The sequence below is a fragment of the Methanothermobacter sp. KEPCO-1 genome, from assembly GCF_008033705.1.
GTDB classification, from domain to species: domain Archaea; phylum Methanobacteriota; class Methanobacteria; order Methanobacteriales; family Methanothermobacteraceae; genus Methanothermobacter; species Methanothermobacter marburgensis.
Genome location: NZ_CP042937.1, coordinates 542501 through 563486, shown reverse-complemented (window position 1 = coordinate 563486; position 20986 = coordinate 542501). Strand labels below are relative to the sequence as shown.

General features: G+C 47.7%; 28 protein-coding genes (1 of these 28 only partly in view). 17 read left to right on the top strand and 11 right to left on the bottom strand.

Features of this window, described 5'->3' with window-relative positions; genetic code table 11:
• Positions 1 to 43: 43 nt before the first annotated feature.
• Both FVF72_RS03050 and FVF72_RS03045 read right to left on the bottom strand, forming a co-directional pair.
• Positions 44 to 223, bottom strand: coding sequence for a 2TM domain-containing protein (locus FVF72_RS03050; RefSeq protein ID WP_222705859.1), 180 nt, complete (start codon positions 221 to 223; stop codon positions 44 to 46).
• Positions 184 to 1062, bottom strand: a complete 879-nt coding sequence (locus tag FVF72_RS03045) for a citryl-CoA lyase (RefSeq protein ID WP_147671170.1) — start codon at positions 1060 to 1062, stop codon at positions 184 to 186. The genes FVF72_RS03050 and FVF72_RS03045 overlap by 40 nt, the downstream gene beginning before the upstream one ends.
• Positions 1063 to 1240: 178 nt before the next feature.
• Here FVF72_RS03045 and FVF72_RS03040 point away from each other — a divergent pair, with 178 nt between their 5' ends.
• From FVF72_RS03040 to FVF72_RS03000, 9 genes are all read left to right on the top strand, one after another.
• The gene (locus tag FVF72_RS03040) at positions 1241 to 2056 is read left to right on the top strand and encodes a phosphate ABC transporter substrate-binding protein (RefSeq protein WP_147671169.1); all 816 of its coding nucleotides are present in this window, start codon (positions 1241 to 1243) and stop codon (positions 2054 to 2056) included.
• Positions 2057 to 2149: 93 nt separating this feature from the next.
• Positions 2150 to 2977: a phosphate ABC transporter substrate-binding protein gene (locus FVF72_RS03035; protein WP_013295136.1), complete on the top strand. Its 828-nt coding sequence runs from the start codon at positions 2150 to 2152 to the stop codon at positions 2975 to 2977.
• 10 nt (positions 2978 to 2987) lie between these two features.
• Positions 2988 to 3863 carry a phosphate ABC transporter permease subunit PstC gene (gene pstC, locus FVF72_RS03030; protein WP_147671168.1) on the top strand — a complete coding sequence of 292 codons (876 nt, stop codon included), beginning with the start codon at positions 2988 to 2990 and terminating at the stop codon, positions 3861 to 3863.
• A gap of 10 nt (positions 3864 to 3873) precedes the next feature.
• Positions 3874 to 4725: a phosphate ABC transporter permease PstA gene (pstA, locus tag FVF72_RS03025; protein ID WP_013295138.1), complete on the top strand. Its 852-nt coding sequence runs from the start codon at positions 3874 to 3876 to the stop codon at positions 4723 to 4725.
• 8 nt (positions 4726 to 4733) lie between these two features.
• Complete coding sequence (gene pstB / locus FVF72_RS03020; protein WP_013295139.1) at positions 4734 to 5486, top strand: phosphate ABC transporter ATP-binding protein PstB; 753 nt, start codon at positions 4734 to 4736, stop codon at positions 5484 to 5486.
• A 21-nt stretch (positions 5487 to 5507) separates the two neighbouring features.
• Positions 5508 to 6155, top strand: coding sequence for a phosphate uptake regulator PhoU (locus FVF72_RS03015; protein WP_147671167.1), 648 nt, complete (start codon positions 5508 to 5510; stop codon positions 6153 to 6155).
• A gap of 13 nt (positions 6156 to 6168) precedes the next feature.
• Positions 6169 to 6615 (top strand): DUF2226 domain-containing protein, encoded by a 447-nt coding sequence (locus FVF72_RS03010; protein ID WP_147671166.1) that lies wholly within the window; start codon positions 6169 to 6171, stop codon positions 6613 to 6615.
• On the top strand, positions 6616 to 7275 hold the full coding sequence (gene phoU / locus FVF72_RS03005; RefSeq protein WP_147671165.1) for a phosphate signaling complex protein PhoU: 660 nt from the start codon (positions 6616 to 6618) through the stop codon (positions 7273 to 7275).
• Between the two features lie 122 nt (positions 7276 to 7397).
• Positions 7398 to 8102 (top strand): 4Fe-4S binding protein, encoded by a 705-nt coding sequence (locus tag FVF72_RS03000; RefSeq protein ID WP_255503780.1) that lies wholly within the window; start codon positions 7398 to 7400, stop codon positions 8100 to 8102.
• Here FVF72_RS03000 and FVF72_RS02995 read toward each other — a convergent pair whose 3' ends face one another.
• Genes FVF72_RS02995 through porC form a run of 7 tightly spaced genes read right to left on the bottom strand, consistent with a single transcriptional unit; the run spans position 8103 to position 12727 of the window.
• The gene (locus FVF72_RS02995) at positions 8103 to 8948 is read right to left on the bottom strand and encodes a fumarate hydratase (protein WP_147671163.1); all 846 of its coding nucleotides are present in this window, start codon (positions 8946 to 8948) and stop codon (positions 8103 to 8105) included.
• 24 nt (positions 8949 to 8972) lie between these two features.
• Positions 8973 to 9404 (bottom strand): 4Fe-4S dicluster domain-containing protein, encoded by a 432-nt coding sequence (locus FVF72_RS02990; protein WP_013295144.1) that lies wholly within the window; start codon positions 9402 to 9404, stop codon positions 8973 to 8975.
• A gap of 10 nt (positions 9405 to 9414) precedes the next feature.
• Positions 9415 to 9903 carry a 4Fe-4S dicluster domain-containing protein gene (locus FVF72_RS02985; RefSeq protein WP_013295145.1) on the bottom strand — a complete coding sequence of 163 codons (489 nt, stop codon included), beginning with the start codon at positions 9901 to 9903 and terminating at the stop codon, positions 9415 to 9417.
• Positions 9904 to 9915: 12 nt separating this feature from the next.
• Complete coding sequence (porB, locus tag FVF72_RS02980) at positions 9916 to 10782, bottom strand: pyruvate synthase subunit PorB (protein WP_013295146.1); 867 nt, start codon at positions 10780 to 10782, stop codon at positions 9916 to 9918.
• Entirely contained in the window at positions 10779 to 11930 is a 1152-nt protein-coding gene (gene porA, locus FVF72_RS02975) for a pyruvate synthase subunit PorA (RefSeq protein ID WP_147671162.1), read from the bottom strand. The genes porB and porA overlap by 4 nt, the downstream gene beginning before the upstream one ends.
• A 12-nt stretch (positions 11931 to 11942) precedes the next feature.
• A complete protein-coding gene (gene porD / locus FVF72_RS02970; RefSeq protein WP_147671161.1) occupies positions 11943 to 12188 on the bottom strand; it encodes a pyruvate synthase subunit PorD in 246 nt (81 codons plus the stop codon).
• Positions 12189 to 12193: 5 nt separating this feature from the next.
• A complete protein-coding gene (porC, locus tag FVF72_RS02965) occupies positions 12194 to 12727 on the bottom strand; it encodes a pyruvate synthase subunit PorC (RefSeq protein ID WP_147671160.1) in 534 nt (177 codons plus the stop codon).
• An 86-nt stretch (positions 12728 to 12813) separates the two neighbouring features.
• Between porC and FVF72_RS02960 the strand changes: the two genes are divergently transcribed.
• From FVF72_RS02960 to FVF72_RS02925, 8 genes are all read left to right on the top strand, one after another.
• The gene (locus tag FVF72_RS02960; protein WP_147671159.1) at positions 12814 to 14400 is read left to right on the top strand and encodes a dihydropteroate synthase-like protein; all 1587 of its coding nucleotides are present in this window, start codon (positions 12814 to 12816) and stop codon (positions 14398 to 14400) included.
• 44 nt (positions 14401 to 14444) lie between these two features.
• Positions 14445 to 15389 carry a TIGR00269 family protein gene (locus FVF72_RS02955; protein WP_147671158.1) on the top strand — a complete coding sequence of 315 codons (945 nt, stop codon included), beginning with the start codon at positions 14445 to 14447 and terminating at the stop codon, positions 15387 to 15389.
• A complete protein-coding gene (locus FVF72_RS02950) occupies positions 15364 to 15564 on the top strand; it encodes a MoaD/ThiS family protein (RefSeq protein ID WP_147671157.1) in 201 nt (66 codons plus the stop codon). The genes FVF72_RS02955 and FVF72_RS02950 overlap by 26 nt, the downstream gene beginning before the upstream one ends.
• Before the next feature lie 12 nt (positions 15565 to 15576).
• A complete protein-coding gene (locus tag FVF72_RS02945; protein ID WP_147671156.1) occupies positions 15577 to 16434 on the top strand; it encodes a DUF89 domain-containing protein in 858 nt (285 codons plus the stop codon).
• 132 nt (positions 16435 to 16566) lie between these two features.
• Positions 16567 to 16959, top strand: coding sequence for a thioredoxin fold domain-containing protein (locus FVF72_RS02940; protein WP_255503779.1), 393 nt, complete (start codon positions 16567 to 16569; stop codon positions 16957 to 16959).
• Between the two features lie 4 nt (positions 16960 to 16963).
• A complete protein-coding gene (locus tag FVF72_RS02935) occupies positions 16964 to 17545 on the top strand; it encodes a cytochrome c biogenesis CcdA family protein (RefSeq protein WP_147671154.1) in 582 nt (193 codons plus the stop codon).
• A gap of 39 nt (positions 17546 to 17584) precedes the next feature.
• The gene (locus tag FVF72_RS02930; RefSeq protein WP_147671153.1) at positions 17585 to 18433 is read left to right on the top strand and encodes an NAD(P)-dependent oxidoreductase; all 849 of its coding nucleotides are present in this window, start codon (positions 17585 to 17587) and stop codon (positions 18431 to 18433) included.
• A 25-nt stretch (positions 18434 to 18458) separates the two neighbouring features.
• Positions 18459 to 18680, top strand: a complete 222-nt coding sequence (locus FVF72_RS02925) for a hypothetical protein (protein WP_147671152.1) — start codon at positions 18459 to 18461, stop codon at positions 18678 to 18680.
• On the opposite strand, the gene FVF72_RS02920 is transcribed toward FVF72_RS02925, so the two are convergent.
• Both FVF72_RS02920 and FVF72_RS02915 read right to left on the bottom strand, forming a co-directional pair.
• Positions 18677 to 19960: an adenylyltransferase/cytidyltransferase family protein gene (locus FVF72_RS02920; RefSeq protein ID WP_147671151.1), complete on the bottom strand. Its 1284-nt coding sequence runs from the start codon at positions 19958 to 19960 to the stop codon at positions 18677 to 18679. The genes FVF72_RS02925 and FVF72_RS02920 overlap by 4 nt on opposite strands.
• Positions 19961 to 19981: 21 nt before the next feature.
• Positions 19982 to 20986, bottom strand: the 3' portion of a protein-coding gene (locus tag FVF72_RS02915; RefSeq protein WP_147671150.1) for an archaeosine biosynthesis radical SAM protein RaSEA. Its footprint extends 132 nt past the window's final position; the window shows 1005 of its 1137 coding nt (coding positions 133-1137); the start codon falls outside the window, past its right edge — the gene reads right to left on this strand; the stop codon is at positions 19982 to 19984.

Sequence of the window (20986 nt, the reverse complement as noted above, 5' to 3'; positions counted from 1 at the left end):
CCTTACCAAGAAGCCTGTCGCCAATAAAGACACCGAATGCGTGCTATATGACTCCTATTCCCCAGAAGACTGTTATCCAGTAGAACCACCATATGCCCGGGCTTGAAAGAAGGTTTATGAGGAAAAGGGTGAAGTTAACCATTACAAAAACAGATAGGTGTATGTAAAATCCCTTAAGTTCATCTACTCTCTTCCGGGCTCTTTCGTATTCATCGTCCTGCATAGTTCTGCCCCTTCAAGGGATCTGTAATCTGTCTCTAATATTCTTTTCTCCTCGCCGTCGTAGTGTATTTCTTCGATGTCGAAGAATTTTCTGAAGGCCGGTTCACGCACCTTTTCCTCGTATACGTGGGATATGAGTCCTGGGAGCCGTCCTATCATAAACACCCCGGCACCTGTGCGCCAGTCAAAACCCATATCTGAGAGTATCCCGGCGTTGGCACCGTCAACGTTCATCCTGACACCCTTACGCTCAAGGAGTATGTTCTGAACCTCAACCGCAAGTCTCGTGTGGGGGCCGACACAGTCGTACTCCTCTGCAAGGTCCAGGAGCCGCACAGCCCGGGGATCCGCATTATGATACCTGTGCCCGAAACCAGGCACCTTCCGGTTCCTCCGCAGATGATCATCCACCAGCCTCACAGCAGCCTCAGGAATCTCATCCTCAGACTCACACCCTGAAACCGTCTCCTGGAAAAGCTTCATGGACCTCTCAATAGCCCCGGCATGATTCTTACCAAAGGCCAGAAGACCACCAGCAATACACGCATGCACCGGAGAACCAGCAGAGGCAATCATACGGGCAGCCTGCGTACTGGGCGGAGTCACACCATGATCACAGAAAGACACCAGGACAGCCTCAAGCATCCTCGCAACATTACCAGGAGGAAGCTCACCCCGAATCAACAGGTAAACCATCTCAGAAAAAGAAACACCACCAATCAAATCCTCCTGAGAATAACCCCTGGTAACAATCCGATTAGGCTCAACCCTCGTAATGGAAGTCCTCCACTTGGGATTTTTTACCTTCAGTATATCATTAATTATTCCTTCGGATATCATGTCTTTCCCTATCTGACTTTCAGTATTTAAATTTTAATGCATTTGGTGCACCTATATTCTCTTTATGTGAACTAAATTTTTTCACCAATGAAATTTAGTTCACTAAATAGGTAATAAAGTACACTAAAATAGCAAATTTTAAATACTCCCACAACAAGGTAAAGTTTGAGGTGATAAAATGGACACCAAACTGATCATAGGAATAGTCGTAGCAATCGTAATTATTGCTGGCGCAGTCCTGGCACTTGGAGGAGGCGGACAGCAGGAAAAGATCGACATTGTTGGTTCAACTTCTGTTCAGCCAGTTGCCGAGAAACTTGCAGCTGAATACATGAAAAAGCACCCCAACGTTAAGATAAACGTCCAGGGCGGAGGATCCAGTGTGGGAATCAAGAGCGCCCAGGATGGTACCGCAGACATCGGAACAAGTTCAAAGGAACTTAAACCCGATGAGAAGAAAGGTCTGACAGAGTACCTCATAGGTAAGGATGGTATTGCAGTAATTGTAAACAGCAAGAACACGGTCTCAGACCTCTCAAAGGACCAGGTTAAGGACATCTTCAGTGGAAAGATAACCAACTGGAAAGAGGTCGGAGGACCAGATGCAAAGATAACAGTGATAACACGTGAAGACGGTTCTGGAACCCGAAAGGCCTTCGAAGAAATTGTGATGGGTAAGGAGACCAAGATAAAGAAGGACGCCATAGTTGAAAGTTCAACAGAGGCTGTTAAGCAGGCTGTTAAGCAGGATGCAAACGCCATAGGTTTCATATCACTTGCAAACCTCGACGAAACAGTGAAGGCCCTCAAGATTGATGGTGTGGCCCCATCTGAACAGACAGTTGCAGATGGATCATACAAGATACAGAGGCCATTCCTCTTCCTGGTCAAGGGCAGCGCACAGGGAGCAGTCAAGGACTTCATTGACTGGGTCCTCAGCCCAGAAGGACAGGCAATAGTCAAATCAGAAAAGGTGGTCCCAGCAAAGGCCTAGTGGTTTTTAATTAAAACCACAATTTTTTCTTTCCGTCACCTTCAGTGAACTTTATTAACCAATAGGTGAAATCGATAACTGAAGGTGATGGAGATGGATGTAAAACCACGAAACATTCTCATACTAATCATTATCATCGCACTCGCATACTTCATGATCAAACCTGGTTCAGATTATGAGAGAATTGAAATTGCAGGCTCAACCTCTGTACAGCCAGTTGCTGAAAAACTCGCCGAGGAATACATGAAGGACCACCCAAATGTCAGGATAAACGTCCAGGGCGGGGGTTCTGGGATGGGTATAAGGACAGTACAGCAGGGGGTTGTTGATATAGGAACAAGTTCAAAGGCCCTCAAATCCGATGAGAAGGATGGGCTTAAGGAATATGTTATAGGGAAGGATGGCATAGTTATAGCTGTCAACCACCAGAACCCTGTCGATGACCTCACAACAGAACAGCTGAGAGATATCTTCAGCGGGAAGATCCGTAACTGGAAAGAGGTTGGAGGCCCAGATGCCGAGATACATGTTATAGTACGTGAGGAGGGCTCAGGAACCAGAAGCTCATTCAAATCACTTGTAATGAAGGATGAAAAGATAAGGTCAGATGCAATTGTCCAGGGGTCCACGGAATCCGTTAAACAGGCGATAAAGAGTGACCCCTATGCTGTGGGTTTTGTCTCAATGGCCCATATGAGTTCAGATGTAAAGGCACTTGAGGTGAACGGAATAACCCCCTCTGAGACCACAGTGGCCGATGGTTCCTATCCCCTTGTTGTTCCATTTGAATTCATAACCAGGGGGGAACCTGTGGGGGTTGTGAAGGACTTCATTGACTGGGTCTTTTCACCGGAGGGACAGGCGATTGTCAGGAGCCAGAAGGTTGTCCCTGCAATAGCAAATGTCTCAGATGATACCTAGGAGGTAAAAAATGATCAGCAAGACAAGGGAAAATCTCATTGAGAAGGGTCTTTTTGTAACGGCGATCTTCTCAATAATCGCGATACTGCTCATAATAACCTTCATATTCCGTGAGGGAATCCCGATATTCCAGGACTATGGTGTGATAAATTTCATATTCGGAATGGACTGGGCACCGTCTGATGGTAAGTACGGCGTCTTCACGATGATAGTTGGATCCCTTTGCATCACTCTCCTCTCACTTGCAATAGCGGTTCCACTATCAATCCTATGCGCTATATTCATGGCAGAGGTGGCCCCTGAGATAATGCGTAAAATCCTTAAACCCGTGATAGAGACCCTTGCAGCAATACCCTCTGTGGTATACGGATTCTTTGGTCTCATAGTTCTGGTACCCTATGTGAGGGCCAACATAGGGGGCACGGGTTTTGGAATGCTCACAGCAGCACTCATACTCACGGTCATGATCATGCCCACAATCATAAGTGTATCAGAGGACGCCATAAGGTCGGTGCCCCTCGAGTACAAGGAGGCATCCCTTGCACTGGGAGCAACCCACTGGCAGACCATACGCAAGGTCATTTTTCCTGCAGCGATTCCAGGTGTAATAACATCCATCATACTGGGTATGGGCCGTGCCATAGGTGAGACCCTGGCCGTTATAATGGTTGCAGGAAACGTTACACAGATACCATCATCAATTCTGGACCCTGTAAGGGCCCTCACATCCAACATAGCACTGGAAATGGGATATGCAACGGGACTCCACTACAGCGCCCTATTCGGAACAGCCATCATACTCTTTGCGCTGATAATGGTCCTGCTGGTTATTGCAAACTACTTCCACTACAAGAAGAAGATCGTGATAGGCGGAGGATACCTCTAGGAGGCTCAGAATGTCTTTCAGGATAATCTCACCAAAAACCAGTCAGAAGATAATGACAGGAGTGCTGTGGGCATCAGGCCTCGTAACAATACTCATCCTGATTGTTATAATAGGCTACATAATACTCAAGGGCCTTCCAGCACTGACCCCAGAATTCCTGCTGTCTGAACCCATTGACTCGGGAAGGGCAGGCGGGATAGCTCCGATGATCGTATCAAGCATATACGTTACCCTCATCGCAGGAATAATCGCAACTCCACTTGGTGTCGGTGCGGCTGTTTACATGGCTGAATACGCCACAGAGGAAAGGATAGTGAAGCTCATAAAGTTCGGTGCAGAGACACTGGCCTCCATACCATCAATAGTATTCGGTCTCTTTGGCCTGGCATTCTTCGTTGTATTCCTGGGTCTCGGATGGTCAATCCTTTCAGGGGGCCTTGTACTGGCACTCATGGCCCTTCCAACAATCTTCCAGGTTTCCCAGGTGTCCATTGAGACCGTCCCACAGTCATACAGGGAGGGGAGCCTGGCACTGGGTGCCACAAAATGGGAGACCATCTACCGTGTCGTTGTACCTGCAGCACTGCCAGGTATAACCACAGGAGTTATACTTGGAATGGCAAGGGCGATATCAGAGGCGGCAGCGGTAATGTTTGTTGTTGGATCGGCGCTTGCAATGCCCATCTCCATATTTGACCCTGGAAGACCCCTACCACTCCACCTCTATATAATAGCCACAGAGGGGCTTTCACTCAAAAATGCATATGGAACCGCAGCGGTCCTCGTAATAATCGTGCTCCTCATCACGGTTCTCACGAACACTCTTGTTGATAGATACAGAAGGAAGATGATGGGAAGATAGGTGATCTTATGTACAGAATTGAAGTTGAAGACCTCAACGTTTACTTTGACGAGGCACACATCCTCAAGGATGTGAACCTGAAGATTCCAAAAAACACCGTCACGGCCCTGATAGGGCCCTCAGGTTGTGGGAAGTCCACATTCATCAGGACACTCAACAGGATGAACGACGTCATCCCGGGGTTCAGACACGAGGGACATGTATACCTTGATGGCGTGGACATCTATGACCCCCAGATGGACGTTGTGGAGCTCAGGAAGAAGGTTGGCATGGTCTTTCAGAAGCCCAACCCCTTCCCAAAGTCAATATTTGAGAACGTGGCCTACGGACTCAGAGTTCACGGCTACGATGACAGGGACTTCATAGAGGAAAGGGTGGAGGAAAGCCTAAAAGCAGCGGCACTCTGGGACGAGGTCAAGGATAAACTTGATAAGTCCGCCCTTGGCCTTTCAGGCGGTCAGCAGCAGAGACTCTGCATCGCAAGGACCATAGCAATAGAGCCAGAGGTCATACTGATGGACGAACCATGCTCAGCCCTCGACCCCATATCCACCACCAAGATAGAGGACCTCATTCACAAGCTGAAGAGGGATTACACCATAATCATAGTCACCCATAACATGCAGCAGGCAACAAGGGTCTCAAAGTACACGGCGTTCTTCCTGCACGGTGAAATAGTTGAAAGCGGCCTTACCGAGGAGATATTCATAGAACCCCGGGATAAGAGGACCGAGGACTACATTACAGGAAGGTTTGGATGAAAAGCTTGAGTGGTGAAGTAATTGATTGGTGTTATCCTTGAAAACAAACTTTCAAAGGTGCTGAATGAGGCTGTTGAATATGGTAATGTAACATCTGAGAGAGTAAGGAACGCTGTATCCAGCTATATTAAAAAGGATGTTGAAACCGCTGAAAGGATAATAGAGGAAACATCAGGTGTTAATGAGGAGAGCTACAGGATAGAGGATGACTGTCTAAAAATCATCGGACTCCACCAGCCTGTAGCAAAGGACCTCAGACTCGCATCTGCAATACTCAGAACATCAATTGAACTTGAAAGGATAAACATACTCTCAGCCTACATTGCAAGGTACGCCATTGACAGCACCGACACCGTCATACCACCCCACATTGAGTTCATGTCACAGACCATCCAGGACATGATAAATGACGCCCTCGGAGCCCTCATGAACAGGGACATACAGCTACTCAAGAGGTCCACCAAGAATTATCTTCAGCTGCAGGAATTCTATAACCAGCTCCATGATTCCCAGGGGGAGTTCATGGAGTCAGGTAACCTGGTTCTGGTTGCAAGGAACCTTCTCAGTATGGGGCACCATGTTATGGGGATGGACGACAGGATAGCATACCTCATAGTGGGTAAGAGGGTTATACATCACAAGGTATTCTACAGCGTGCTCATGAAATAGTTGGGGGGATTTAATGTGGCTGCCATTTGATAACCCTAAAAAAATGGATTACAGGGCCCTCAGGAGTTCATCACTCCCTGAGTTTTCCTATATCAGGATTTTAAGCGGTGAAAGTGAGGCCATAGTCTTCATAATGAAGGAGATGATAGTTGGGGCCTGGCACCTCAACCTCAGCACACTTGAGGAGTCGCACAGCCACAAGGCAATGGAGAAGATAGAAATAAATGATGATTCAATCATTGAGGTCTATGAGGCTGACGAGGACCTCTTCAGCACACTCATTGAACTCAACGATGAATCAAAACTTTCAATACCCCTTGAGGCAGATATAATAATCAATGAGATGTTCATGGATGTCCCCTCAAGGGATGAGCTCCTTGAAAGGTACAGGATAAGGGTTCCAAGTGATGAGTCAATTGAAAGACTTATCAGTGACTATAAATCCGAGGAGGACTTTTAGATGGAGAAGAAATATCCGCGGATACTCTTCCGCAAAAAGCTTAAGGACCTCAGAAAGGACATGGAGGAAGTTTCCCAGAAAACCCTCAAGACACACAAGACTGCAATTGACCTCCTGATGGAATACGATGATGAGAAGAAGGAGAAGGTCATCAGGAACAGTAAGATAATTGATGAAATGGTTTTTAACCTTGAAAGAAAATCAATAAGTTTAATAGCGGCTGAACAGCCAGTTGCACGTGATCTGAGATTCATAGAGGCATGCATCAAGGTTGGGAGCCACCTTAAGAGGATAGGTTACCTTGCAGCAAATATAGCAGAGGCCGCTGAGAAACTGAAGGATGAGGAGATACCCAGAAAGCCAATGGAGGACCTCAAACACATGTCTGACTTTGTCCAGATGATGCTCTCCAAGGGTATCTACGCATTCCTGGACCAGAACATGGACATGGCACGCGAGCTCAGACACGACGATGATAAGGTGGATGACCTCTTTGACCAGACACTGGAGCATGTAACAGCAAGCATGTTTGAGGATAAGGAGTCGATATCCTACCTTGTTAACCTTCTGTTCGTAGCAAGATTCCTTGAGAGGGTTGGTGACAGGGCTGTTAGCATCGCGGATAGAACAATTTTCATGATAACCTGTGAAAAGCCATGATCACATCCAGATGGCTACTCCCATCCATAATCTTCTTTTTATTTTTAGCACTGGCACTTTTTCTATTTTCATGGACAGCCAACCCATTCTATCTTTTCAATTTTCTCTACATAGGCTCTCTGGTGTCTGCCGGAATTTATCTTATGGGTGCAGAGTTTCAGCACGGCAGGTTACTGGTCCAGCTGGGTGTTGGAAGCTACATGCTGCTCTACCTTGGAATTTTGAGAGCCGAAAACATGCAGATCGAGGGCTTCTGGTACTACATCTTCCTTGGAGTGTTCCAGGGCGCTGTAATACACTATGCGATTGCAAAGATTTCTGGACCAATCCTCTTTGGAAGGGGATGGTGTGGATATGCATGCTGGACATCAATGATACTTGATCTACTACCATACCGGAGGTCTGGTGGCACACGAAGACGTTTTCTGGGCTACGTGAAATATATGCTGTTTTTGATAGCCCCTTTAATCGTTTTTTTGATTTTAAATAAAGCGAATAATCCTGATACCGTGATGTTCCGGGCATTCATTGCAGGAAATGTAGCCTATTACGTTACTGGAATTGCCCTTGCAGTTGCCCTTGGTGACAACAGGGCCTTCTGTAAGTACATATGCCCGGTAAGCATTTTTCTTAAGGCATCATCCTACCTTTCAGTTCTTAGGGTTAAGTTTGATGAAAATAAATGCAGAAATTGCATGAAATGCCTTTCAGAATGCCCAATGGATGTTGATATGAGATCAAATAGTAAAAGGAGAACCAATGGAACAGACTGCATACTCTGCATGAGGCGCATCTCGATCTGCCAGGAAAAAGCCCTCCACCTATAATCACTCGTCCCTGATGGTGGCTGTGGCTCTCCTTGCGGCCCAGCACTGTATGCAGACACCCACTGGCAGGCCGGCGGTGTGTGTATGGGCTGTCCTTATCTTAACATCCAGTGCCGTTGTTTTACCACCCATACCCATGGGGCCACTCCCTGCCTCATTTATTGAGCCAAGTATGTTTTCTTCCAGGGATGCGAGTTCTTTTACAGGGTTTCTCTCCCCCACCCTTCCAAGGAGGGCCTTCTTTGCAAGTTTCATTGCAAGGTCTGATGAGCCGCCGATTCCCACACCCACAATCACGGGTGGGCAGGGTTTTCCACCGGCTCTGAGGACGGTCTCAACAACAAAGTCCCTGACACCTTCAGCACCATCACCTGGAAGCCCCATTAGGAGCGCATTGTTGTTCTCTGATCCGAAACCCTTGGGGAATACCGTTATTTCAAGTCCATCAAGGTCCTCTGCAATTTCAACATCCACCTGTGGAATCAGATGCCCTGTGTTTGTCCCGGTATTCTCCCTTGTGAGTGGGTCAACAACGTTTGGTCTGAGGGGGACCTCCTGTGTGGCCCTCTCAACCCCTGCAACTATACCCCCGTAGAGGTTTTCAACCTCAACGTTCCCCATCCTCACAAACACTATGGGGAGCCCTGTATCCTGACATACAGGTACCTCCATCTTCCTTGCAAGTTCAATGTTATCAAGGATGGCCTTGAGGTTCAGGAGGGCTATCTCGTCCTCCTCGTTGAGGTAGGCCTTTTTCAGTGCAAGGGTGACATCATCAGGGATTCTGATAACGGCCTCCCTGAACAGACGGCACACTGTCTCCTCAACCATCTCCTGCCTGATCATGGAATCACCCAAAAAATAGTTTGGTCAGTATCTCATGAGATTTTTGAGACGTTTGAATTCCCCTGTTATCTTATCCCTCTTGGCAGCCATAATATCCTCTGAACTCTCACTGAGGGCCTTCTTGGGGCATACCATGACGCAGAGGGGTTTCTCACGATCAACACAGAGGTCACATTTCACTGCAACACCCCTCTCATTGATGGTTATGGCACCAATGGGGCACGCGTCCCGGCAGAGACCGCATCCAATGCATTTATCCTCAAGGATAACAACTGCACCATCCACCTCAACTATGGCATCCTCCGGGCATATGTTGAGGCAGGGGGCCCTTTCAGGTGCGCAGTGCATGCAGAATATGGGGACACCATCAATGACCCGTATGGCGTTCCTGGGGCATATCCTCTCACACTTCATGCACTCATCGCACAGTTCCGGATTTGAAACCAGTTCTCTCATGGAATTCCACCTATTCAAGCTTCTGCCGGGCCTTCCTCTTCGCTGTCAGTATGCTGAGGATATCAGTCCCTTTCTGGCCCTTCCCTATACCTGACATTCTGGATACGAACTCCTTCTGCCTTTCAAGTTTCAGTTTCTCGGTGTCCACGACGCTCAGAGCCCGTCTTGAGCAGGCCTTAACACATGCCGGCGTGTCAAGGTCAGGGCACTGGCTGCATTTCTGGGCCTTCCGATCCTCCATGACAACAGCTCCAAAGGGGCATACCAGCATGCAAAGTCCGCAGCCAATGCACCTCTCAGGGTCAACCTCGTCCTGGATGGCATCTGTTGGGCACACTGTCCTGCAGGGGGCGTCCTCGCACTGCTGGCATATGATGGGGTAATAGAGGCCCTCAAGTTCCCTTATCATTATCCTTGAGGCGCCGTAGAGTTTCTTACAGGCCTCCTCACAGTCCCCGCAGCCGTCACAGAGTTCCGGTTGAATGATGATCTTCTGCAATTCAATCCCCCGTTATATCCTGAGCTCCTGGCACACGCTGTCAACGTATTCCTGGATCTTTGCCTTCTGTTCCTCTGTGAGGTGCCTGAACCTTTTCTGGGCGTTCAGGTACTCTTCAACGGGTTTTCTCTGAACTGGCCTGTAGGTTACGCGGAAGTCACCGTCCTCTATCTCGTAGAGTATCCAGGAACCGGTTTCAACAGCGAGTCTTCCGAGTTCCACCGTCTTTGAGGGATCAAAGCCCCACCCTGTTGTGCATGGCTGATGCAGGTGTATGTAGGCTGGACCCTCAATGTCCCTTGCCTTTCTCACCTTCTCCATGAAGTCCTCGGGGTATGATATTGATGCTGTTGCAACGTAGGGGACACCATGAGCCGCCATTATGAGGGGCATGTTTTTCTTGGGTCTGTCCTCACCGAAACTCTCCTTTCCATGTGGTGATGTGGTGGTGGATGCACCGTAGGGTGTTGACGCACTCCTCTGTATACCTGTGTTCATGTAGGCCTCGTTGTCATAGCAGATGTATATTATGTTGTGACCCCTCTCCATTGCACCTGATAGAGACTGAAGTCCGATATCTGCTGTCCCACCATCACCGGCGAATGCCACAACGTTAACTTCACCCCTGCCCCTGGCCCTGAGGGCCCTCTCAACGCCTGATGCAACCGCGGCAGCGTTTTCAAATGCAACATGGATCCATGGTATCTCCCAGGCTGTTTCAGGGTAGGGGGTTGTGATAACCTCAAGGCATCCTGTTGATGAGACCGCAACGGTGTTTTTTCCGAGAACCTTGAGAGCAAGTCTGACACCCACTGTAGCACCGCATCCTGCACATCCACGGTGTCCAGGGGCCAGGAATTCTTCTTCAGGTATTTTCATTGTGATTCCTCCTTAAGTCCGATCCAGCTGACAGTCCTTTCAGGGTTTTCTGTCTTTCTGACGATTTCCATGATGTGTTCAGGTGTTATGTCCCTTCCACCGAGGCCCACAATGAACCCGTAAACCTCCTTGTCGGGTAGCAGGGCCTTTAATTCGGTGTGGAGAGCACCACCAACACTGAAAGTTATATTTTTATCCAGAACAGCAATCTTATGGGCATTACTGACTGCCTTTTTAATCTCCTCAGCAGGGAATGGCCTGTGTATCCTCACCTTCAGGAGCCCCACGGGTTTGCCTTCATCCCTCATATCATCAATAACCTCTCTCAGGGTGCTGCAGACTGAGCCCATGGCCACCAGGATTATTTCAGCATCTTCGCAGCGGTAATCCTCAACGAATCCGTATTCTCGCCTGAACATTTCACTGAATTCCTGACAGGCCTTTGCAATAACCTTTCTTGACCTCTCCATTGCCCTTTCTACCTCATAGCGTGCCTCCATGTAATAGTTTGGATCGGTGAATGTACCGAGTGACATTGGTTCGTCAGGGTCAAGTACTGCCTGTGGCTGGAATTCTGGCAGGAATGTGTCAACCTCATCCTGTGATGGGATGTCCACGGGTTCCACGGTGTGTGTCAGTATGAAACCATCCAGACAGACCATGCTTGGAAGGAGAACGTCCCTGTCCTCTGAAACCCTGTAGGACAGCAGAACTGAGTCAAGGGCTTCCTGCCCACTTTCTGCGTATATCTGCATCCATCCAGAGTCCCTTTCAGCTATCGAATCCTGTTGGTCATTCCATATACTGAGTGGGGCTGATAGGGCACGGTTGGCATTTGCCATGACAATGGGGTTCCTGAGTCCGGCTGCAGCATATACTATCTCATGCATGAGCGCAAGGCCCTGGGATGATGTTGCTGTGAAAACCCTCACACCCGCACCTGATGCACCCACACATGCGCTCATGGCGCTGTGCTCTGACTCGACCCTTATGTACTCGGCATCGAGTTCACCATCAGCCACGAATTTTGCAAGGTACTCTGATATTGAGGTCTGGGGTGTTATCGGGTAAACAGGGATGACCTTTGGCTTTGCAAGTTTTGCTGCTTCTGCAACGGCCTGATTTGCGGATATAACCTTAAGAACCATTTAGAGTCTCTCCTATTTTTCTCTCTCCATCTTAATTGCCTTAACAGGGCATTCCTCTGCGCATATCCCGCATCCCTTACAGTAATCGTAGTCAATCTCATGCTCCTTATCTATGCAGCCTTCGGGACAGAAAAGGATGCAGTTATCACAGTCTATACATTTATCCTTATCAAGGAATGGTTTGAATGTTCTCCAGCTCCCCGTCTTGTTTTTACGGGTGCTTCCTGGTTCTCTGACGGTTGCTCCAAGTGATTCCATTATATTCACCCTGAATGTTTCATTTTTTCATAGGCTATCCTTGCAGCCTCTGCGTTTTTATCCCCAATCTTCCCGGGGAATGTTTCTTTGATAATCTTTATGAGTGAATCTATGCTTACAAGACCGGTTACACCTGCAAATGCCCCGAGCATTACGGTGTTAACGATTGGTCTTCCAAGGTTCTCGAGGGCAATGCCTGTGGCGTCAATGGTGTGGACCTTGGCGTTCTCTGAGGTGAAGGTGCCTGCAGTATTGAGTACAACCACACCATCCTCCTTCAAGCCTGAAAATACGTCAACCACATCAACAAGTCCCTCATCGAGAACAACAACATAATCGGGATTGTAAACCTGATACCGTCTCCTGATGGGCTTATCATCAATTCTTGTGAAAGCCATAACTGGAGCGCCTCTACGCTCAACACCGAAGAATGGAAATGCCTGTGAGAATTTACCGTCTTCAAAGGCAGCTTTAGCTAGAATCTCTGCCGCTGTAACAGCGCCCTGGCCACCGCGTCCATGAAAGCGAATTTCGATCATAGTCTACCTCCATTTCTCATTGTTAATCATTATAAATTTTTAATATATATACATGTTGGTCAATTAAAATTAATAGGGGTAATGAAATGAAAGTCCTTATAATCACAGGAAAACTTGCATCAGGGATTGTGAGGGAGGCAGTGTCAGCTTCAAGCCATGAGATTCATGTTCACGTGGTTAACACTCCCATAGCGGCCTTTTTAACACCACGCAGAATAATATCTGAACTCCATAAGATTAACTTTTCGGATGGAGCACCCGACGTGATAATCGTACCTGGCCTCATACCAAAGGACGTAAAGGTAGTATGGGAACAAACAGGCATACCTGCCTATAAGGGACCAACAGATGCCGCAGACCTCCCCATAGTTCTTGATATGCTTGATGAACTTGAACTCTCCACCAGGAAACCAGCCGACAGACTCATTGAGGAGGAGCAGAGGCGGAGGGCCCTCCAGTTCATAGAGGAATTTGAGAACGATGCTGAAAAGAGAAAGGGGCTGCTTGAGAGGGATGAAAACATACTCATAGGTAACCTCCCAGTGGGAAGGGACTTCCCCATGAGGGTCCTTGCAGAGGTTGCCAATGCACCCCTCCTCCTGAAGGAAGGGAAACTCAGGGAAAGAATTGAATACTTCATAAGAAGTGGCGCGGACATGATTGACCTTGGAATGCTGGCCGGCGAGGACAACTCAGATTTGCTTCCTGAAATAATCGAAACGGCACGCTCAGCTGCCCCGAACATACCCCTCAGTGTGGATAGCCTCAACCCCCCTGAAATTGAGGCTGCAGTTGATTGCGGCGTGGAAATGATCCTGAGCCTGGACCTTGGAAACTACAGGGACGTTATACGGTCACTCAGAAAAAACAGTGTACCTGCAGTGATCCTACCAACAGACTACAACGAGGGATGGGTCCCTGAAACGGTTGAGGAGAGGGTTGAGGCCCTGGAGAAACTCAAAGGAAAATGCAGGGGTATAGATGTAATAGCCGACCCTGTACTTGATCCGGTAAACAGCAGGAGCATAGTGGAATCTGTGATGGCATGCAGAATGTACACAGAGAGAAACCCCGACCCTGTATTCTTTGGTGTTGGGAACGTAACCGAACTCCTTGACGCTGACTCCACAGGGGTGAATGCGCTTCTCGCTGGTTTTGGAATGGAACTTGGTGTGAGCATACTCTTCACACCAGAGGAGAGCGGAAAAGCACTAGGAAGTGTTCATGAACTCTCGGCGGCATCAAAGATGATGTTCCTGGCCAGAAACAGGGGTTCTGTACCCAAGGACCTTGGAATAAACCTTGTACTGTTCAAGGATAAAAGAAAGCCCAGCAGGATAGTTGAGGAAATCAGTGTACCCACCATTGAGGCAGAGGGGGGTATGAAGTTCGTAAGAGACAGGTGCGGCAGCTTCAAGATCATGGTTGAGGATGGCAGGATAAAGGCAGTACTCTATGATAAGACAGAGCCGGTAATTGCCTTCACATCAGATAGCGCCAAAAGGTTATATGAGGAGATTATAAATAGAAAACTTGTAAGCAGACTTGAACATGCAGCCTACCTTGGAGCAGAATTACAGAAGGCAGAAATAGCCCTGAGGACAGGCAAGGGGTATGTTCAGGATTTTGAACTCTTTGAGAGGTCAGCGCTATTTGAAAATGGTCAGCGTTAATTAAATTGATTCATGGCTTGTTTTTACACTAAGGGAGAGTTTAGATGCAGTGCACCAGATGTGGATCAGAAAGGGTCATAATAAACAGGAAATACTCTGGACAGATGCTCTGCAGCGAATGCTTCATAGAGACCACCAGAAAGAAGGTGATGAGGGATATAAGAAAATATGGGCTTATAGAAAGGGGTGACAGGGTCCTTGTGGGGCTTTCAGGCGGAAAGGACAGTGTCATGGTCACCGACATCCTCGATGAACTCAGGAACAGAAACATAATAGAACTTGAGGCTGTAACCATCGATGAGGGCATATCAGGTTACAGGGAGGATGGTGTAGAGATTGCCAGAAGATTCTGTGCCGAGAGGGGTATACCCCACAGGGTTGTCACGCTGAAGGATTATGCAGGCATAACACTGGATGAAATCATGAAAAACCCCTCAAGGGGAGCATGCACATACTGCGGAGTTTTCAGACGCTGGATACTTAACAGGGAGGCCAGAAAGAGTGGGGCAACAAAGATAGCAACAGGCCACAACCTGGACGATGAGTGCCAGGCCATAGTCATGAATTACCTGGAGGGGAACCTTGAAAACCTCACAAGGATAGGCCCCATGACATCCACGGCAGGCGGGAAGTTCATACCAAAGATCAAACCCCTCAGGGAGATACCTGAAAGGGAAGTTGGACTGTACGTCCTTGCAAGGGGCCTTGATGTCCACCTTGCAGGCTGCCCCTATGCATCAGGCTCATTCAGGAGGGAAATAGGGGACTTCCTCAAGCAGATATCTGTGAAACGCCCCACCATAATGTACTCCACCCTCAGGGGCTTTGATAAAATAAAGGAGGCCCTTATAAGGGATATTGATGGCAGCAGGAAATCGGGGACGTGTGTACGCTGCGGTGAGCCATCATCGGGCAGGTTATGTAAGGCATGCACATTCATAAACGAATTAGGGGCGAATGAAGATGAAGTTCACAGTGATCACAGATGATGGAAAAAGAGTAATGGAATCTGAAGAAAAAAAGAAGATTAAGGAGATCCTTCAGGAACTTCAGATCCCACTGGAGACAGCCGTTGTTAAAAGGAACAGCGAGATAGTTATAGAGGAAGAGGAAATATCTGATGGGGATATTATTGAGATAATACGGGTAATCTATGGGGGTTAGGTGGGTTATTAGATGAAGGTATACTATGAATGCGCTCCATGTTTCCTGAGGCAGGCAAGGGAGGCCCTTGACCTTGCAACAGACGACGAGGACCTCAAACTCCAGGTGATGGTGAAGGTAGTTGAACTCCTGAATGAAAGATTCAGGAAGGGTCAGGTATCAAATGAACTCGGAACAGCAATGCACAGGCTCATAAAGGAGATGACAGGCTCGGAGGACCCCTACCTCATGGAAAAGAGGCGGTGCAACGAGATAGCATCCAGGGTCCTGCCGCTTGCTGAGGAGTATCTAGAGAAACACGGCGACCTGGAAAGTCATGTTAAGGTTGCAATAACAGGCAACATAATAGACTTCGGGGCCCTGGGACTTGACTTCAACCATGATCAGGGTATTGAGGAGTCACTGAAGGCCCCCCTCAGGATAAACCATGTGCCATTACTTGAGAAAAAACTTGAGGATGCCTCAGAGGTCCTGTATCTCCTGGATAATACCGGTGAGATACTCTTTGACAGGCCCCTCATTGAAAAGATTGGAGAGTACGGGGTTGATGTGAAGGTTGCAGTGAAGGGTAAGCCCATCCTCAACGACGCATGCATGGAGGATGCCATTGAAGCGGGCCTTCATGAGGTAGCTGAGATCGTAACAACAGGCACCGACTCTGTGGGAATGGTTCAAAGTGATGTATCGGAAAATTTCATGAGGATCTTTGAGGAGGCCGAGGTTGTTATAGCCAAGGGGATGGGTAACTATGAGGGCCTTACAGAGATAGATGCTCAAGGAGACATTTTCTGCCTTCTAAATGCAAAGTGTCATGCAATTGCAAGGGATCTGGGTGTTGAAAAAGGGGATAATGTGGCTGTGAAACTTTGATATGTATGTTTGCGCTGATCCGATGCCGTAAGTGTTGATGTAATTAGCTCATAGTTATATAGGGTAATATATGCTGGTGGTAGGGTGGATGTGATTAAGAAATGGGGTATTTCGGGTGTTCTGCTGGGTTTGATGGTTATACTTCTCATGTACTCAACCCAGTCGCATAACACCCCAGCGAAAAATGAGACACAGAATAAGGAGTTCAGGTGGTATAACAGTCCCCAGGATGCCATAGATGAGGCATCAAAGCAAAATAAGAGGGTTATTCTCATATTCTCAGCATCATGGTGTCCATCCTGCAGGAAAATTGAAGAAGAAACCCTGCAGAACCGGGATGTTTTAGGGAAGATTTCAGAGAACTACATTGCAGCAAAGATTGACGTTGACTCCGACCCATCAGCAGCATCAACTTATGGTATATATGTTATTCCAACCACCATCATACTGGATTCCTCGGGAAATGAGATAGGAAGAAGAGAGGGATACATGTCCCCTGAGGAGTTCCTCTCATATCTGGGGTAAAGCCATGCATGAATACATCCTGTCATTTGCTGCAGGGATATTTTCAGCCCTATCCCCATGCATAATCCCTGTTGTACCTATCCTGTTCTCTGAGGCAATTATGGGGGATAAAAGACAGATCGCATTTTTTTCAGCCGGCTTTGCCTCGGTATTTCTTTCTGTGATACTGTTAACAGCCGTATTCACAGCAGCCGTGAATTACTACCTCCTCTATCTGCGCATACCAGCATCCATTGTGATAATACTCATGGGGGTCTGGCTTCTATCTGAGAAACCCCTCCTTTCATTCAGGGTTCCAGCCACCGAAAATCACCTTCTTCTGGGGTTCCTCACGGCCCTTGCCTGGTCACCATGCTACAGCCCCTACTTGGTAACTGTTATATCATACTCTGCCCTGGAAACAGGGAGGGTTATCCTTAACCTGCTCCTCTACACCGGAGGTTTATCAGCGGTACTTATCGCCCTGGTTTTAATGGCAGAGCGACCATTTAAAAGGCTCGCGAAAAGGACAGGAGATCTGAGAAAATTTGGAGGTTTCATGGTAATAGCTGCAGGTATCTACATGCTTTACCAGCTGATTGGATAAAACTGCACACTTACATATACAGAAATCTTGGTGATGGTTATGAGGGTCGGATTCATAGGTTTCGGGGAAGTTGCATACACCCTCGCCTCAAGGCTAAGGGAGGAGGGTGTTGATGTTGTGACCTCCCTTGAGGGTAGGAGCACAAGGACTGTGAAACTTGCAGGAGAGGCAGGAGTCCTTGATGTGCCACAGGAAGAGGTATATTCAGCGGATATTGTCATATCGGCTGTTACCCCTTCAGTGGCTATTGAGGCGGCAAAGAAGGCAGGGGAACATGTAAAGGGGGTGTACGTTGATATAAACAACATAGCACCCAGGACAGTAAGAAAGGCCAGTTCATTCATAAAAAATGGCAGATTCGCTGACGCTGCCATAATGGGGAGCGTCAGGAGAAAGGGGTCTGGTGTGCTCATAATAGCTGCGGGTGAAGGTGCTGAGGATTTCATGAAACTTAACAGGCATGGCTTGAACATTGAGGTCCGCGGCCAGAGGCCAGGGGATGCATCGGCAATCAAGATGCTCAGAAGCAGCTACACGAAGGGTGTTTCAGCGCTTCTCTGGGAGACACTCCTTTCAGCACACATGATGGGTCTTGAGGAGGATGTCATGGAGGTGCTTGAGTACACTGAGGGCAAGGATTTCAGGGAATCCACGGTTTCGAGGTTGAGGAGTTCCATAATCCATGCAGGAAGGAGATATGAGGAGATGAGGGAGGTTCAGAGCTTGCTTGATGAGGTTATTGAACCCGCGATGCCATCATGCATCATGAGGGTATTTGAAAGGCTCAATGAAATTGATGCCCCCTCCGATGCTGATTATAGTGACCTCCTCAGGCTGGTGGCAGGGAAATATCAGCCACCACGTGACGATGAAGATATAAACAGGTAGAAATATAATATCCACTGGTGGGGAAATGAACTCAGACCTTGAAAGTGAATGTGCCGCAAACCTCATGGAACTTGTGGGAAAAAGGGTTGTTGACGTGGAATTCAGGGCCCATGATGATAAATGCTGGAGAATCTACATAACCACCGATTCTGGAAGGATAGTGATGACATTCTGCAGGGACTGGAAATGCCCTGTTGTTGAGAAGAGAGATAAAGTTAAAGATCTTCCAGATTCAATGGAAGGTTAATTGATTTTCACAAGGACTCTGAAGCCCTTCTTCCTTTTTCTTACCGTCGCATGGAAAGGTATTATATGTGAATCTATTATGAGTCGAAGATAGGTTGCCATCTGGGCTGAAAGATGAAGAGGACTTCTTATCTTGACCCCATTCCTTATCTGGCAGGATAAAATATCGTTCTGGTCAACGTATATGTGGGCATCCATTCCGTCCCTGATGCTCCTTACCTCATGCCTCCTTAGACTCAACCCTGCCTCAAAGGATGATGGGGCGTTCACTTCATGCCTGCCCTCGAGGAACATTTCATTGGCCCTTCCTGAACTCATACCCTCAGTGACCTTCTCTGAGACAAACCAGGCCCTATCAATCAGGTTAATCACCCGCTGATCCGGTGGAATCCACCCCTTCTTGGTGTAGTGTTCAATGAGGTCCCTTACCGCCTCTCTCCTTACATTCATCTCTATTGAACTCATGGCAAGTCTCGTCAGCACGGGGCCATACCCGGCCTTTCGGAAGGCGGCCCATATTTGACCCTCCCTGTAGTATTTCCTGTTTCTCACAATGGATTTGACGGCGTCTGCATTGAGGTAGGCTATTTTCATCAGTTCCCCGCGGGATAAATTGTTCATTCTTTCCATTATAGCCTCAAGGTTTCTCCTGCCGGGTATGGTTCCCTTTTCTATTTCCCTTTCAAGGATTCTGATGGTTGATTCTGGCAGAACCCTCTGGACACTGGGGGGTATCTCCATATTGTTATCAATTATTTCCTGCCGTATCTCCCTCCCGGAAATTTTCGAGCCGTCAACGGTAAGTTCCGGGATTATGTGGAACTTCATTTTCCGTCCGTACTTTCTGTAAAGGAATTCATTAACCGCAAACCACCGTATTACGTTTCTGTTGGGGAGGTCGCGTGGTATACCACTGAACACGCCCCTTGATGCAAATTCCCTTGCCTTTTTGATTATGAGGTCAGGCGAGACATTTGCAGCATCAACATAGTCAACCACACCATCCTCTATCATCATGGCTATCCTTATTGGCACCGTATATGCAAGGGTCAGGCGGTAGTGGAGTCCATCAATGGGGACAACCCTGTCAGCCCCTGCTGCAAGGGCCATTTCCTTCCTAGCTTCGTATGGAACAAAAAAGGGGGCATGGTTTGCACTGAAATCCCTGTTGAGGTAAATTACAACCTCATCTCCTGTTTCATCTGCTATTTCGCGACCTTTCTCTATGAGTCTCACATGGCCGAGGTGTACTGGATCAAAATCAGCGCTTATGCCAATCATTGCTCATCAGTCCATGAGTTTTTAGCTGTATTCACTGTATTTTATATCCGTGGATGCGGTGGTCTCTGAAAACTTCAACTCAGCCAGCCACTGTGATCTGCATTCGCATTCATAGGCGGGTACCTGGGTCTGCTCAAGGTTTGCCCTGATTATGAGATTCTTGAGGTCTCTGTTACACTTTTTGCAGTTGTAGGGACCTCTGGATGTCCCAAAACCAGATGTATCCATTATGGCAGGTACTGAAACCTTTTCTCTTGTTCTGTTGATTATTTCAATGAGACTCCATATCCATGGGGGTCTGTAGGAGCCCTTTCTCCAGAGATCCTCCATAATGGTTCCCCGGTGCACTGTTGATGGGCAGAAGGATAGGCGGTCAACACCGACCTTTTCAGCATAAATGGCTGTGGAAATGGCTTCCTCCACAGCCCTTTTTTCTGAGACCAGAATCGGCTTTACGAGGATGTAAGCCTTTGCCCTGACGTTAAAATCCCCTTTAAGGTCACTGATGGTGTTAACTGCTATTTCAAAGTCACTGTTACTGAAACCCTTGTTTATCTTCATTAACCTTGTCTTTTCATTGCAGGTTTCAAGCCCAATGCTTATCTCAACTATCTTATCACCTGCAAGTTCACAGCATCTTGCAATAGCTTCCTGGTTTATGTACTCGGGCCTGGATTCAAATATTATTTCCTCAACATTTTCCATGGCGCCGAGTCTGCTTAGTATGTGCTCCACTGCCTCCTGGGGGAACTCTTCAGGATTCAGGAAGCTTCCAGAGGTGAATATCTTAACAGCTGTTTTTTCCTCAAGTTCGTAACGGGATATGATACCATCGAAGATCTTTATTATGTTGCCATTTTTAGATTCATATATGTCTAGTTCGTAACGGGATATGATACCATCGAAGATCTCGATGATCTCGCCTGCATCCACAGGTTCCAGAAACGAGTCAGAGATGTAGCTGCACATTGTACAGCCACCGGTTTCTGATAGGGCCCATGAGCAGCCTATGGTGGGAAGTATCAT